Annotated in this window: 18 protein-coding genes and 1 riboswitch; of the genes, 5 read left to right on the top strand and 13 right to left on the bottom strand. The window is 32.0% G+C overall.

Annotation, left to right across the window (positions count from 1 at the left end):
- Nucleotides 1–156: 156 nt before the first annotated feature.
- Nucleotides 157–340, bottom strand: a riboswitch (cobalamin riboswitch).
- A 166-nt stretch (nucleotides 341–506) separates the two neighbouring features.
- The gene (locus tag BUA73_RS01905; RefSeq protein WP_072901716.1) at nucleotides 507–1,493 is read left to right on the top strand and encodes a hypothetical protein; all 987 of its coding nucleotides are present in this window, start codon (nucleotides 507–509) and stop codon (nucleotides 1,491–1,493) included.
- Nucleotides 1,494–1,663: 170 nt separating this feature from the next.
- On the top strand, nucleotides 1,664–2,230 hold the full coding sequence (gene pduL, locus BUA73_RS01900) for a phosphate propanoyltransferase (RefSeq protein ID WP_072901713.1): 567 nt from the start codon (nucleotides 1,664–1,666) through the stop codon (nucleotides 2,228–2,230).
- A gap of 204 nt (nucleotides 2,231–2,434) precedes the next feature.
- On the opposite strand, the gene BUA73_RS01895 is transcribed toward pduL, so the two are convergent.
- Both BUA73_RS01895 and BUA73_RS01890 read right to left on the bottom strand, forming a co-directional pair.
- Complete coding sequence (locus BUA73_RS01895; protein ID WP_423230377.1) at nucleotides 2,435–2,620, bottom strand: DUF896 domain-containing protein; 186 nt, start codon at nucleotides 2,618–2,620, stop codon at nucleotides 2,435–2,437.
- A 106-nt stretch (nucleotides 2,621–2,726) separates the two neighbouring features.
- Nucleotides 2,727–3,740, bottom strand: a complete 1,014-nt coding sequence (locus BUA73_RS01890) for a phosphotransferase (RefSeq protein ID WP_072901710.1) — start codon at nucleotides 3,738–3,740, stop codon at nucleotides 2,727–2,729.
- 172 nt (nucleotides 3,741–3,912) lie between these two features.
- Here BUA73_RS01890 and BUA73_RS01885 point away from each other — a divergent pair, with 172 nt between their 5' ends.
- The gene (locus BUA73_RS01885) at nucleotides 3,913–4,842 is read left to right on the top strand and encodes a DMT family transporter (RefSeq protein WP_084671967.1); all 930 of its coding nucleotides are present in this window, start codon (nucleotides 3,913–3,915) and stop codon (nucleotides 4,840–4,842) included.
- Between the two features lie 41 nt (nucleotides 4,843–4,883).
- On the opposite strand, the gene BUA73_RS01880 is transcribed toward BUA73_RS01885, so the two are convergent.
- Nucleotides 4,884–6,479 (bottom strand): ABC transporter substrate-binding protein, encoded by a 1,596-nt coding sequence (locus BUA73_RS01880; RefSeq protein ID WP_178139201.1) that lies wholly within the window; start codon nucleotides 6,477–6,479, stop codon nucleotides 4,884–4,886.
- 279 nt (nucleotides 6,480–6,758) lie between these two features.
- Between BUA73_RS01880 and uvsE the strand changes: the two genes are divergently transcribed.
- Nucleotides 6,759–7,721, top strand: coding sequence for a UV DNA damage repair endonuclease UvsE (gene uvsE, locus BUA73_RS01875; protein ID WP_072901706.1), 963 nt, complete (start codon nucleotides 6,759–6,761; stop codon nucleotides 7,719–7,721).
- Between the two features lie 68 nt (nucleotides 7,722–7,789).
- Here the strand turns inward: uvsE and BUA73_RS01870 are convergent, their stop codons facing one another.
- The 3 genes from BUA73_RS01870 to BUA73_RS01860 all read right to left on the bottom strand — a co-directional run bounded on the left by BUA73_RS01870 (nucleotide 7,790) and on the right by BUA73_RS01860 (nucleotide 10,505).
- Nucleotides 7,790–8,857 carry a uroporphyrinogen decarboxylase family protein gene (locus tag BUA73_RS01870; protein WP_072901704.1) on the bottom strand — a complete coding sequence of 356 codons (1,068 nt, stop codon included), beginning with the start codon at nucleotides 8,855–8,857 and terminating at the stop codon, nucleotides 7,790–7,792.
- A 15-nt stretch (nucleotides 8,858–8,872) separates the two neighbouring features.
- The gene (locus BUA73_RS01865) at nucleotides 8,873–10,018 is read right to left on the bottom strand and encodes a double-cubane-cluster-containing anaerobic reductase (protein ID WP_072901702.1); all 1,146 of its coding nucleotides are present in this window, start codon (nucleotides 10,016–10,018) and stop codon (nucleotides 8,873–8,875) included.
- A gap of 121 nt (nucleotides 10,019–10,139) precedes the next feature.
- The gene (locus BUA73_RS01860; protein WP_072901700.1) at nucleotides 10,140–10,505 is read right to left on the bottom strand and encodes a DUF134 domain-containing protein; all 366 of its coding nucleotides are present in this window, start codon (nucleotides 10,503–10,505) and stop codon (nucleotides 10,140–10,142) included.
- A 149-nt stretch (nucleotides 10,506–10,654) separates the two neighbouring features.
- On the opposite strand from BUA73_RS01860, the gene BUA73_RS01855 reads away from it, so the two are divergent.
- A complete protein-coding gene (locus BUA73_RS01855) occupies nucleotides 10,655–11,023 on the top strand; it encodes a NifB/NifX family molybdenum-iron cluster-binding protein (RefSeq protein WP_072901697.1) in 369 nt (122 codons plus the stop codon).
- A 470-nt stretch (nucleotides 11,024–11,493) separates the two neighbouring features.
- Here BUA73_RS01855 and BUA73_RS01845 read toward each other — a convergent pair whose 3' ends face one another.
- The 7 genes from BUA73_RS01845 to BUA73_RS14455 form a co-directional block, all read right to left on the bottom strand.
- Nucleotides 11,494–11,697 carry a hypothetical protein gene (locus BUA73_RS01845; RefSeq protein ID WP_072901693.1) on the bottom strand — a complete coding sequence of 68 codons (204 nt, stop codon included), beginning with the start codon at nucleotides 11,695–11,697 and terminating at the stop codon, nucleotides 11,494–11,496.
- Nucleotides 11,698–11,718: 21 nt separating this feature from the next.
- Nucleotides 11,719–11,904, bottom strand: coding sequence for a hypothetical protein (locus BUA73_RS01840; protein ID WP_072901691.1), 186 nt, complete (start codon nucleotides 11,902–11,904; stop codon nucleotides 11,719–11,721).
- 50 nt (nucleotides 11,905–11,954) lie between these two features.
- Nucleotides 11,955–12,149 carry a hypothetical protein gene (locus BUA73_RS01835; RefSeq protein ID WP_072901688.1) on the bottom strand — a complete coding sequence of 65 codons (195 nt, stop codon included), beginning with the start codon at nucleotides 12,147–12,149 and terminating at the stop codon, nucleotides 11,955–11,957.
- Between the two features lie 64 nt (nucleotides 12,150–12,213).
- A complete protein-coding gene (locus BUA73_RS01830) occupies nucleotides 12,214–12,609 on the bottom strand; it encodes an HlyD family secretion protein (protein ID WP_072901686.1) in 396 nt (131 codons plus the stop codon).
- Between the two features lie 20 nt (nucleotides 12,610–12,629).
- A complete protein-coding gene (locus BUA73_RS01825) occupies nucleotides 12,630–12,866 on the bottom strand; it encodes a hypothetical protein (protein WP_072901684.1) in 237 nt (78 codons plus the stop codon).
- Between the two features lie 64 nt (nucleotides 12,867–12,930).
- Nucleotides 12,931–13,302, bottom strand: coding sequence for a hypothetical protein (locus tag BUA73_RS01820; RefSeq protein WP_072901682.1), 372 nt, complete (start codon nucleotides 13,300–13,302; stop codon nucleotides 12,931–12,933).
- A 40-nt stretch (nucleotides 13,303–13,342) separates the two neighbouring features.
- Nucleotides 13,343–13,468 carry a hypothetical protein gene (locus BUA73_RS14455; RefSeq protein ID WP_278319397.1) on the bottom strand — a complete coding sequence of 42 codons (126 nt, stop codon included), beginning with the start codon at nucleotides 13,466–13,468 and terminating at the stop codon, nucleotides 13,343–13,345.
- Between the last annotated feature and the right edge of the window lie 31 nt (nucleotides 13,469–13,499).

Genomic DNA, 13,499 nt, shown 5'->3' with positions numbered 1-13,499 from the left:
ATCCTCTAAGGACGACGCTAAAGTCTATAATAATCAAATCGTAATTTTTCAACCAATGTTTACTGCTTGTCCTTTTTAAATTTCAGACAACACAAAACACACTTGTGAACAAAACCATTCATCAATCTTATACACGCTCCATCGCTCGTAGAGTTTAACTGTGCAACTAAACAGGCAGGTCTTCTGACTTAAGCATCAACATTTTCGCATCCTTCCCAGTTTCCCAGTGGATAATTGCAAAAACTCCTCTATTACAGCGACGGGATCGTGCAGGATTTTAACCTGCTTCCCTTTTAATCGAAAGATTGAAATCTTTCAAACCTATTTACTATTTATTTAATTTGCAATATCATACTATCACATCACATAATAATAATCAAGCTTTTAAAAAATTTTTTCATCAACCTTTTTTTGTGAATCTTACTGCATTTTACCCTTATCGTTCTAAATAAAATCCTGTGAAAATATACTACATCATGTAGATACAATTATATGGAGGAGATTCTATGCTTGACTTAAAATATAATTTGCAAAAAGTAGCGGTAGGACAAATATTATCTTATTTAAGAAAGGATCCGGAAAAAAATCTAGACAAGGTATTACAGATTATAGCTAGTTTTGATAGTGATGGCAATTATAAGGAGCTACTTGAAGAATTAGAGAAGAACTTAAAAGATAAAAATAATACTCTAAATAAACTTATGATAAAGTTGTGTACCACAATAAATGGGAATATATTTTCTGTATTTTTCAATAACCTCATATTAAATAGTTGCATGAAGGGCGGAAAAATTATAAAAGAAAGTAGTTCTGACATAAGAAAAATAAAACCTGTGATTCCACTATCTCCATATTCTCTGTCATCAAAGTCTGCAATTCTCAGCAAAAATGATATGGATAAAGTTATCATCCAAGGAAAACTTCGCGGAATATACACTTACTTTATATGTGGAGATGAACCTTTAGAATGTTTTAATGATCTTCAGTTTATTTTCTCTAAACACAATGATTGTATATTTATTTTGTCCACCTCTGGTGTTCACCATATAAACGAAGATTTTTGTAAAAAGATGTGCCTTTTGGGCAACGTTGTGCCCCTTATAAAATTAAAGTATGAAGATGGAAATACAAGCTTAACATCTACCTATTGGCAAAATTTATTGAATACCTTGAAGCTCATGGGGAACTATAAAATTCTATTTGGCTTCCAAGCCCTGGTTACCTCTTACAATTTCAAAATGATAACTTCAGAAAACTTTATAGATGCGGTGGTTTATAGTGGAGCATATTTTTCCATTTACTACTGTACAGTGCCTAAGAATCTTAAAAATGCTTCAGAAATTAAAATCAGTAACGATGAGAAAGAAATTTTAAAGGAAACCCTTATACAGTGGAGAAAAGATAAAATGATCTTAAATATAAACTTGGAAGAGGATGCAAAGCTTTTAAATATTGATTTAGACTATATAGACAGTTGGATTCCTATATATTAATTTTTCTACCAAACCTTCTCTAGCATGGACTATTCACATAAATTTTCTTCCATTGATTTCATTTATTACATTTTTTTATACTTGAACTTTTTTCTCTCAATGATAAAATATAACTTGAATAAGTAAAATTCTTTTAATTCATTATAGATTCGTTATGGGAGGACTATTTTATGTCAATTTTAATTGAAACATCTGCTAGACACATCCATTTATCACAAAAAGATTTAGAAACTTTATTCGGATCTGGATATGCATTAACAAAGAAAAAAGACTTATCCCAGCCTGGACAGTTTGCCTGTGAAGAACGTGTTACCGTAGTTGGACCAAAGAAAGAACTTGCAAGGGTATCTATACTTGGACCTGTAAGAAAAGATACTCAAGTTGAACTTTCTGCTACAGATGCACGTAGTATAGGTCTTGATGCTGTAGTGCGTGAGAGTGGTAACATATCTGGAACACCAGGATGTAAGTTAATCGGACCTGCTGGTGAAGTAGAACTATCTGAGGGTGTTATAGTTGCAAAACGTCATATCCATATGACCCCTGCCGATGCAGAAGCTGCTGGCGTAAAGGATAAGGAAATTGTAAGTGTAAAATGTGGAGCTGAAGGTCGTTCATTAGTCTTCGGAGATGTAGTAATTCGTGTAAGTAAAAATTACGCAACAGCTATGCACATAGACACTGATGAAGCAAATGCTGCTGGTGGAGCAGTTAAATGCGGTGAAATTGTAAAATAATAATTTAGCTTTTAATTCTAATTACAATAAAATAACCAGTAATCTTTTATTTTGAAGACTACTGGTTATTTTATTCTTAGTTGAGAGGTTTATCTGATGGCTAGCCGTTGTAACACCCCCCTCTTATAGGAGGGTGATGACATCGGACACGCCCCTAGATAACGACTTCTAACCTTAATGTGGAGTTAAAAACTCCACGTTAAGCTAAGAATTCTGTTTATAGCCACTAATCTGTTGTTTTACATTTCCTTTTATTACTCTTATATAATACTCTCTAATCTCTTTTTGTTCTGACTTTTCCTCTTCAGTGAGCTCCCTTTCTTGACTTAACTTATAAAGCTCATTTATTCTTTCTATAACTTTTTTGAACTCCATTTTGCTGTAATCCATAACACTTACTTCTCCTAACATATATAATCCATTATACTCTAAAACGATTTAATAATATTATATCATATATTTAGGCTGAATAATCCATAAAAAACACTGTAATTTATCACATAGAAAGGTTACAAAGAATTTCTAACATCTCAATAACCTTCTCCTCATTTTTATGCTCCTTTATAAGATAAATCCACATCTGTACATTGGGATAAAAAGATGCATAAGTTATCCATTTATAATCATTCATTATCAATTTTTCAAGCTCAGACAATTCATAATTTTTAAGGATAACAGCCATAAGTTCCTTCTGCTTTTGCTCCATCTTTTCCATAATTTCTTTTGCCGTCAACTCTTCAAAATCTTCTTCTGTCAGATAATACATTGCTTCGTTTAAAAAACAGTTTATATTCACTTCAGTTCCAAACATATTGAAGTCCACAAGACCTTTAAAGTGATTATTTTCGTCTACCAACATATTAGATGGATTTAAATCTCCTTGGTACACACACCTAGGTAATTTTTCTAAATATTTCTTTATGTTGTTCCTATGTAAAATATCCAAATTCTCAATCTTGTTACTTAATTCTACATAGCTATTTTCCCTTAAACTGCTAATCAATTCGTATAAATTTTCTTGCTTTTCATCTATATCCGTATCAAAAGGTGACAATTCAATTATGGTCCACATGGTTCTCGTAGGAACTAGATACTGGTTTGAATATCGTGATGCCATAATACCCACATGATGTAACATTTCCATTTTAAACTCATAAAAATCACTTACAGTTTCATCATAGAATTTATATTTTGCATATTCCTCAAGATAGCACACGTAGCTTGTACCCTCTTTCTGAAAACTGTAAAGATACTTATTGTGCTTGTTTTTATACAATGAAGGACAGTATATGCCTATGGCTCTGTAACGCTCCATAACATCATTCATATCTGATATAAACTCTTCGGTAACTGCCTTATGATTATTAATCTTTAAAACATATTTTTGGTCTATTTTATAGTTAAACCTTAGGTCATCGTCCCCATGTGATGTATCAATTACATCACATATTTCCATTGATTCCACATTGTAAATTTTACACAACTCTTGTATTTCTTCTTTTTTGAACATTTGTACCCCCCCAATTTTTATCTCAAATCTTCCACAAAATATAAATATTATTACATATACTAATAACATTATAACTAATTTTCTATTAATTATCATTAGTATTTATAAATTATATATGTTAAAATGATTACGGTCTTTATATTATTTACTATACATCAATTAGGAGGAATATATGAAAGTTAAAAATATGCAACACAAAAATAGCATAGGAAGTGTGAAGTTTTTTTCTTCTCTTTATATCATCCTTGCCGGCATTTGTTGGGGAATCATAGGAATCTTTTCAAAAAAACTTTCCTTGCAAGGATTTAATTCTATTGAAATTACCTTCTTAAGGAGCATTATAACCGCTATAATTTTATTAATCTACGTAATTATTTTTGATATATCAAAGCTTAAAATTAAGTTAAAAGACCTATGGCTCTTTATTGGTACAGGAATTTTGAGCATAGTGTTCTTTAATGTAATGTACTTCATAACCATAAAACTCACAACTCTATCCATGGCAGCTATACTTCTATACACTGCTCCCTGCTTTGTAATGATAATGTCCTCTATATTCTTTGGTGAGCATATAACAAAGCAAAAAATAACGGCTCTTGTGCTTTCATTAATTGGATGTTTGTTTACCACTGGTATCCTTGGTAGCATTTTTAAACCTGATGGATTTAGCAATATATCCACCCTAGGTATACTCACTGGTATAGGTTCTGGAATTGGATATGCCTTATATACAATTTTCGGCAATGTGGCTTTAAAAAAATATGATTCTATTACAGTGACTTCATACACTTTTTTCGTTGCTTCACTTTTTTTAATACCATTTTGTGTTAAAGCTGATTTTTTTGTGAGACTTCAATCATCATCATCCATTATAAACTCACTATCCATTGGCATAATTTCAACACTATTGCCTTTTCTTTTATATACCTTAGGATTAAAAAACACCGAACCTGGCAAAGCTTCTGTCATGGCCTTTGTTGAACCTATGGTGGCAACAATAGTAGGTATTATAGTTTTTCAAGAATCCATTACTTTAACAGGAATAATTGGAATACTTCTTATATTTAGTTCAATTTGCATATTAAATGTAAACAAGTCATAAGAAAAGCAGGTTACCTAGTCTTCAAGGTAACCTGCTCTTTGTTATTCAGTAAAATATAGTTTTGATAAATCTTCAAACATATAGATTGGCACAAGCTTTGCGTCCTCTACACCACCTAGGTTTTTGGGAGCAATAATGTGGGATATTTCATACTCTATAGGGTATATAACAGCATCCTCTGCAATAGTCTGCTGAATTTTTTTATACATCTGTTCTCGTTTTTTGTTGCTTATTTCTTTATCAGCTTCAATGAACATATTGTCTACTTCTCTGCTGCCATAATTAAATACATTAAATATAGCTCCTGTCATATACACATCTTTATAAGAGCTTGGTTCTGACCCCATAGCATAAGTGTTAGTCATAAGATCAAAGTTTTTGTTATTAAAAGCAGTAAAAATTTCAATATAAGTTTCCCTATCTATAGGGGTAAGATCAACAGATATACCAACTTCACTTAGTTGTTTTCTAACATTGTAAGCAATTTTAGTAGCTTGTTCGTTATCTTTTATATAATTAAAATCAATTTTTATATCATTTAAACCCTCTTTTTTTAGCAACTCTTTAGCTTTATCAACATTTGTAGTATACTTTTCAATGTCATTGGAATAATACAAGGTCCTTGGTGAAAATACCGAATATGCCTCTTTACATAAACTATGCTCTATATGACTTTCTTTTATAATTTTATCCCTGTTTAAGGCATAACAAATGGCTTTCCTTACGTTCTTATTGGCCAAAACAGCATTATTTTTTGTGTTGATCATAATATAATTTAGCATACCCTCATCAAAACTATATAAATTATATCGCTTATCATCTTTATACTGAATGCATTGTTTTTCCGACACATAGCTAGCTATAGGTTTTCCATTGTTTAACTCTATATCTATTACACTACTGTCTATCATTTTACAATACACAATCTCATCTATATGTGCTGGAGTTTGATAATATTGAGAGAACTTTTTTACCACTATAGTCTCTCCACTTTTCCAAGATTTCAGAGCATAAGGTCCTGAACCAATTGTATTGTCTATAGAAGATGCAATACTACCTAGTTCAGTTTTATCTTGAAAAATATGTTTAGGAATCACAATAAGATGACTTAAATTCTGTTTAAAAGGAATATATACTTGTGGTAATTTAAATTCCACAGTAAGATTGTCAATTTTCCTTATCTGAACAGGTTTCTTATAAACTAAGAAATTACTTTTTAAATGTATGTTTTCCCTTTCATCTAATATTTTTTCCACAGTAAATATAAGATCATCTGCATTAATAGGCATACCATCGTGCCACTTTAAATTATTTCTAAGTTCTATGGTGTACGTGAGCATATCTTCTGACACACTTAGACTATTGGCTAAGTAATACCTGATTTCCTCCCCATCTAATACGAATAATGGATCATATAAAGCATTAGTCACCATGTAAGTAGTTTTATCGCGACTGAAAAGAGGATTTAAACTTGATGGCTCTGATGATATTGGAATAACAAGGGTACCTCCATCTACAGATTTTGAGGATTTATTATAATCTTCATCGGGATTTACATTATTATTTTTACTTATGCATCCACTAAAACAAAATAGAATCATACATAATAAAACAATTAATTTCACTACTTTTTTCACGCTATTCCTCCACCTTTTCTTCATTATATATGGAATGATACACTAGTGAAGAAATCACTTCAATTTTATTTTTAACATATATGGTTTTTTAATACACACTGTTTTGCATTTTAAGGACTTTTAGCTTTTAATTAAGTTAACTTTTTGTTAATTGCCAAGTTTTCAGTGAAAAAATATTCATTTTATTTTGGATTTTTTAATACACTTGCTTTCTTTTACGATTCTTTGTTATTATTTAGTTAAACTTATTATAATTTTGTTTATAACATGGAGGAATATATGAAGATAAGACTTGGCTACGTTGCCATATCAAACAAGCTAGGAAGGAAAGTCACCAGTTCAAGTACAGTCACCTATACAAATTACTGTAAATTAAAAACTCCAGAAGAAAAATTAAAAAAGCTTACCGACGTAACACTTTCAAACTTATCGGATCTCATAAAACTACTAGAGTACAATATAGAAAATAACATTCACTTTTACAGAATAACGTCTTCCCTTATTCCCCTAGTAACTCACCCTGAAGTTGGCTACTGGGGGCATAGGGAGATATTTAAAAATGACTTTAAGTATATTGGAAAAATAATAAAGAATTCCTCCATGCGTGTAGATACTCATCCAGATCAATTCAATGTTCTAAATAGCACAAATCCATTAGTGGTTAAAAATACTATAGTAAATCTTATGAGGCAAGCAGAATGGTTTCAAGACATGGGGTATAAAGATTGGAAAATGGTTTTACACATTGGTGGCGCACCAGACGGAAAGGAAAATGGACTGGAAAGATTTGCGGTGGCATTCAAAGCCCTTCCACAAATACTAAAGGGAAATATTATAGTGGAGAATGATGATAAAATTTATAATGCTGTGGATACGCTTAAGCTTTGCAAGGCTTTGAGTATACCCATGGTGCTAGATGTTCACCACCACAACTGCAACAATGATGGAATCCCCTTGGAAAGCTTTTTAGATGAAATTTTCACCACATGGCAGAAACAAAAACTACCTCCAAAGTTTCATTTTTCCTCTCCTTTAAATGGAGAAAAAGTTAGAAAACATGCAGATTTCATTGTAGCCGAAGACTTTATCAATTTCATAGAAAAAACTCGTTCTATCAACAAAGATTTTGACGTCATGTTAGAGTGTAAAGAAAAAGATGTGGCTCTATTTAAACTTGTTGAAGATATAAAGTTAATTAAACCGCAATATAAATGGATAGATGAAACAACCTTCATCATATAATCAGAATTCTACTAATCAGATAACAACAGACTATGCATTTTCAGCAATAGTCTGTTTTTTATATCATATTAATATGCGCCAAAATCTGATGTAGCTTGTATCATAGCTTGGAGATTTTCAGCTGGTGTTAGTGGTGATATTCCACAGTCAGGCATAAAAATAAAACCGCCTTCCCTGTATTTCATGCCGCTAATTATCTTGCCACTTTCCGCATAAACCTCCTTTTCAGAACTAATTTGTAGCACTGATGTAGGAAGATTCCCAGCTATTATATATTGACTTCCTAAATAACCTCCTGTTTTTTGTAGATCCATATCTCTTCCAATACTAATGACTGTTCTTGGCAAAGGGTTTATATCCCTTTTAAAATACTCAAGGTTATCATTATGCTTTCCGCAAAGATGAAAATTCCATGCCTTAACACCACGATTCACAAAATGATCATACAACTCCTTAATATATGGAAGGCTAAATTCTTGAAACATCTTTGGTGATATTATTTCATTAGATTCCATAGGGAATGGCATAAAGCCTCCACACCTATCAGCGCCATACTTATCAACATAGTAATCTCCAACTTTTATAAGGTACTTTTGAACCTTTTGTATTAATTTATGAAGCATATTTGGCTCTGTTTTCATCCATTTAAGCATTTTATCTACACTTACTAATTCCTGAGTTGTAGTAAAAGCTGTCCCACCAAATATCCCAACTCCGCCACCTTTTTTTACTACATAATCAGTATAATCAGCAGCTTTTTTTATACAGGGAGCATTTACTCCGTCTGGTATCTGCAACAATTCAATATCATGAAGATCATTCACTACTTTTTTTACCAAAGTAGGGTTCTGAAATTTAATTCTATCACTAAACCTATATGTTCCCCCAAAAGCAGCCCCATATCCACCAGGCATAGCAAAACCCGTAAAGCCGTCTTGTTGGAAAACTTCATCACATTTTACATTCATTTTAAATATATCTTCAATGGATGTATTTTCAAAATATGTTTTAAAGTCCACACCTGCCAGTACCGCTGGGTAGGACCCTAGCATCAAATTCACTGGCACTCTGTCAATGGCATCACCCATTACTAAACCATTCATTCTTTCAGCTGAGGTCATTTTATTTATTAACATTTTTTTCACCATCCTTTATAGCATCTCTATAAAGGCAGCAATTCTTGTAGTAAGTCCACCAATATCTTCTTGAGAATATGTAGTTTCAAGGCTCATGTATGGAACACCCTTTTCATTGGTCTTTTTCTTAATTCTATTAGTCTCCACATTATATGTGTGACATGTTTGTAGAATAACATCTATTACACCATCTATTTTATATTCGTCTATATAATGGTCTATCATATTCAATCTATTCGTGTTTGGACTCATACATGCACAAGCAGTTTTAAGATACCTTTCAGCCAATGCATCATATGGATTTTTTGTCTCATCCACAAGATCGTCAATGCTCTTTGTAGAACTACAATTTTCAAAACATACAATAACTCCACCATTGTCTTCAATGGTCTCTAGAATCTTTTCTGTGGCATCCCCTAATGGACATCCTGTCACAAGAATTCTCTTTGCATCTTTTGATACTGTAGTTCCTTCACTTTCATATCTTTCTTTTACAAGCCTTGTTATGTTTTTTATATTTTCAATTTCTTTTTCCTTATCACCTATGTACTGCGTAGATCCTAAAACCTTCCTCATTTCAATACCTGTAAGTGGTGGTGGACAAAGTTTTCCTAACTCATAAAACTCTCTTAAAGCCTTTCTCTCTGAATTTCTTAATTTAATTTTTTCACTTATGGCCTCTTCAGTTATCTTAACTCCTAAATTCTTTTCTACCTCATCCTTCAATATAAGCAGCTCATCTTTGTAATACTCAAGAGAACTTTCTCTGTGAAGATTTTGTGGTAATGACATGATATGCATTGGCTTCATGGTACCGAGATATTCATACATCTTCTTTTTACCATCGCAAGTGGTCTCTCCAATCAGCATATCTGAAAAATAATAGTAAGGACATTTTCCGGTAATGGCAAAACCATAGGATGATTTTATAAGAGGACATATGTTCCTTGGCAATTCTTTTTCTGCATCGGAAATAGGTTCCTCACTCATGCCACAAAGCCATGCTACCATAGCCCCAGAAGCTGCTAATAATTCATAGGGTGCAAAACCACAATATACACCTATAACCTGTTTCCCCGATTCCTTGATTTCCTTTACTTCTACAAATCCATTTCGCCTTGCATTGGCGAAATTCTCTAGTAACATATCTAGCTCTTTCATTTTATACTTTCCCCCATTTGTTTAAAACATAACTTCATAGTTTTATTTTAAACTCTATGGAAATATTCATCTAATACGTTTTTTCTATGACCTTAGCTATATTTATTCAGTTTCTAAATAGTTATTCTTTTTTCTCTTCACATTTACACCTACATTTACATGGGCATTGCACTCCATCACATAAATGAGATTTACTACATAACCTAAAATCTCCCCCTTGGATTTTAAGAAATTGACCCTTTACTAGGGCCAAAGCTATCTTCTTTCGAGCATCATTATAAATTCTTTGAACTGTAGTTCTAGCAACTTGCATCTGCTCAGCACACTGCTCTTGCGTCATAGACTCCATGTCCATAAGCCTTATGGTCTCATATTCATCCACAGTCATAAATATGGTGTTTTCATCATTTCGTGGATCACACAATGGTCCAAAAATATTGCTTTGAGGTAAACCGCACACTCGCCTGCACTTCCTTGGTCTTGGCATACTCACAAGCCTCCCTGTATAAATATTTTCATTAATATGCTATTGAATTCCTTCAAAATTATTGACATATGTCCACAACAGTAATATTATACTATATATATGACATATGTTCATAACATTGTCAAGAAAGATATGTGGAGGTTGATAAAATGAAAATTGCATTACCATCAAGAAATAATAATATAGACGATCACTTCGGACACTGTGAATACTTTTCCGTACTTACTGTAGATACTGAAAAGAAAACCATATTAGAAACTGAAAAGGTGGACTCACCAGAAGGTTGTGGCTGCAAATCTAATATTTCCTCTGTATTAGCAGATATGGGTGTTGAACTGATGCTAGCAGGAAACATGGGAGATGGCGCAGTACATGTCCTAAACAATGCCGGTATAAAAGTTATTCGTGGATGCTCAGGATCTATAGCTGATGTAGCACAGAAATGGCTTAATGGAGAACTAAAGGACTCTGGCATCGCATGCCATGCTCATGAGCATGAATGCCATCACGAAGACTAGAAAAAAACACCTTACAAAGCTAAATTTCAACTTTGTAAGGTGTTTTAATATTATTTTTCTTTTCTCACTTTAAAAAACTTATAAAGTAAGATTTTCACTGAAATTATACGTTATTTAACTGATATCATATAAACAGTTATGCAACAGATAACCGTTTCTAATATTTGTCTTAATGGTATTTTAAAACTTAAAAAATGTATGATTATTATACTTATAGCTCCGAATATGAAAATAACTATATTTATATATTTTTCACATTTAAATGTATTTGCAATATATTTTTTTATATTTTCAATTGACCTGTTCTTTTTGTTTATATAATCCAACACTAAGGAAAATAAACAATATACCATAATAACAATATATATATATTCACTTATTTACCTCCTCGATTAAATCTAAATATACCGCTTTAAATCCACCTGCAACAGTACCTACTGTCACTCCTATGAGTCCACCTAATAACGCTACTAATTCTCCTCTATGTTCTTCTCATAACTGAGAAATATATTTATATCAAAACCACCTTCGTACAGTATGCGCCCCATATTAATCAGCTGCTTAATTGAATGTGTAGTAGTTATTCTAAGACCTACAGCTTCTATTTTCCATTTAAAATATACTTCCTCCCAACAATGACCCATGTTATTGAATTCATTGTGGGAGGAAATCATTTTCATTCACCACTTACAAAATTATTTTTTATCTACATAAAGTGATATTTCACCACATTTTGGGCATACTGAAACAAAAATCTTTTCCGTATTTTTATAAATTTTTTTGCAATCTTCATTAGATAAGTTTACTCCGTATAGTTTTCCCTCTACATTTAGTAAATACCCATCTACCATATCCTCATTACATCTTATACATTTTCTCATATATACCCTCCTTAAGAATATAATTCATATTATTATTCTAAACCTACAATTTATCTTACAGCATCATACCAATACCATCCAGCTGCTGCTAGTGCTGCTCCTCCAGCTAACGGACCAGTTACAATAGTAGCTCCTACACAACAGACAGTTGCACATGCGTATCCTAAATTACGCCCAAAATCGCCACCATCAACCATCTCCATCTCGTCCTGTGTCATTTCACAAAATCCATTATTTAAAACCATTTACATATTTCAAATCCTCCTATATGTTTTTCTCATCACTGAAAAATATATTTATTTGTTATCTCTAATCCAGAATATCTATCTTCTCTAGGAAATACCTGAAGTATGATGCCCTTCTGTTTATAATTTTTGCTTGTTCCATCATGCCACTTTTTATCTTTGCATCTACACTTATATTCTTAAGCTTGGATTTAAGATATCCATACTCTCTTCCTGGCAAAGACAATAGTTCTATACTTACTTCTTGATTTTCCTTTATCTCGCCTAAATTCTCATTAGGAATGTATATTTCTATATTAAAGCTCTCATTTCTTTCTGGTACTATGCTTATTACAGGCGTACCGCTCTGCACGTAATCCCCTTCCTTTATTCTGGAGATTATATTCATTACCCCATCACAGGGTGATTTTATTGTTGTAAGCTTTACATTTTCCTCTGCTACCTTAAGATTCATTTCCATTTCTGTTCACGTAAGCAAAGCTAAATTTCTTCTGGTTTTGTTACTTCCTTTAAAGTTACAATATACATAGATGTTATTGGTATAAGCTTGTTTTCTGCAATATACTTTTGTATTTCCATTACAGCATTATTGAACCCCTGTGGATTCCCCTTGTATGAATCCTTCAGGCAGTTCATAAGTTGTATTTCTGGTTTGAACTTATATTCCTCTGTTTCATTAAACTCATGATCTATGGGAACTAAAATCTCTACATCCATAGTTTGTACCATCGCTTGTTATATTGAATATGTAGTAGTTATTTTAGGACCTACAGCTTCTATATTATTTTTCTTTTCTCACTTTAAAAAACTTATAAAGACTTATGATTAAAACTATCATTATAGGGGCAATCATCATAACTCCTAACCCGCTAAATATACTGTCAACATTTTTAGTTATAATATGAAAATAGTAATCTACTATTTCAAGTATAGATATATAATAAACCGTAAAAATGCCCCAATTCACTATATAACCATACATAGTTTTAGCTTTATTTACTTCTGGGCTTGCATTATAGATACCTTTTAACCACACGCCTAGGCTAATATATAGTATAAATGCTGATATTATTGAATCATTTTCTTTTAGTAGAAAACCATATATCCCCATAATAATGCATCCAATCAAAAATACATTCTGTTTTTTAAGCATTTCCTTTAAATCTCCCTAAGTTAAAACTTTAGATATTAATTCATATTTTAATTATTATATGTGCTCCAACAAGTAAACCTATTATTGTACCAATAATTAAACAGTATTTAACTGTAGTGCTCCATTCCATAGTTCCAATTTTAAAATATTTCATTAACTTTTTCACTTTAACCACTCCTTTATGGTTGATATTACAC

This window comes from Hathewaya proteolytica DSM 3090, from assembly GCF_900142225.1.
In the GTDB taxonomy this organism is placed as follows: Bacteria; Bacillota; Clostridia; order Clostridiales; family Clostridiaceae; genus Hathewaya; species Hathewaya proteolytica.
This window is presented reverse-complemented; position numbering and strand designations above follow the sequence as displayed.

Coding starts and splice junctions, on each gene's coding strand:
- BUA73_RS01840 (WP_072901691.1), bottom strand. CDS start 11,904: ATGAGAAAATGTATAAGATGTAATGAGGATATGGTAGATGGGTATTTA.
- BUA73_RS01835 (WP_072901688.1), bottom strand. CDS start 12,149: ATGGTTTTAAATAATGGATTTTGTGAAATGACACAGGACGAGATGGAG.
- BUA73_RS01820 (WP_072901682.1), bottom strand. CDS start 13,302: ATGCTTAAAAAACAGAATGTATTTTTGATTGGATGCATTATTATGGGG.
- BUA73_RS01860 (WP_072901700.1), bottom strand. CDS start 10,505: ATGCCAAGACCAAGGAAGTGCAGGCGAGTGTGCGGTTTACCTCAAAGC.
- uvsE (WP_072901706.1), top strand. CDS start 6,759: ATGAAGATAAGACTTGGCTACGTTGCCATATCAAACAAGCTAGGAAGG.
- BUA73_RS01885 (WP_084671967.1), top strand. CDS start 3,913: ATGAAAGTTAAAAATATGCAACACAAAAATAGCATAGGAAGTGTGAAG.
- pduL (WP_072901713.1), top strand. CDS start 1,664: ATGTCAATTTTAATTGAAACATCTGCTAGACACATCCATTTATCACAA.
- BUA73_RS01825 (WP_072901684.1), bottom strand. CDS start 12,866: ATGGATGTAGAGATTTTAGTTCCCATAGATCATGAGTTTAATGAAACA.
- BUA73_RS01905 (WP_072901716.1), top strand. CDS start 507: ATGCTTGACTTAAAATATAATTTGCAAAAAGTAGCGGTAGGACAAATA.
- BUA73_RS01895 (WP_423230377.1), bottom strand. CDS start 2,620: ATGGATTACAGCAAAATGGAGTTCAAAAAAGTTATAGAAAGAATAAAT.
- BUA73_RS01870 (WP_072901704.1), bottom strand. CDS start 8,857: ATGTTAATAAATAAAATGACCTCAGCTGAAAGAATGAATGGTTTAGTA.
- BUA73_RS01865 (WP_072901702.1), bottom strand. CDS start 10,018: ATGAAAGAGCTAGATATGTTACTAGAGAATTTCGCCAATGCAAGGCGA.
- BUA73_RS01890 (WP_072901710.1), bottom strand. CDS start 3,740: ATGTTCAAAAAAGAAGAAATACAAGAGTTGTGTAAAATTTACAATGTG.
- BUA73_RS01830 (WP_072901686.1), bottom strand. CDS start 12,609: ATGGAAATGAATCTTAAGGTAGCAGAGGAAAATGTAAAGCTTACAACA.
- BUA73_RS01845 (WP_072901693.1), bottom strand. CDS start 11,697: ATGATTTCCTCCCACAATGAATTCAATAACATGGGTCATTGTTGGGAG.
- BUA73_RS01855 (WP_072901697.1), top strand. CDS start 10,655: ATGAAAATTGCATTACCATCAAGAAATAATAATATAGACGATCACTTC.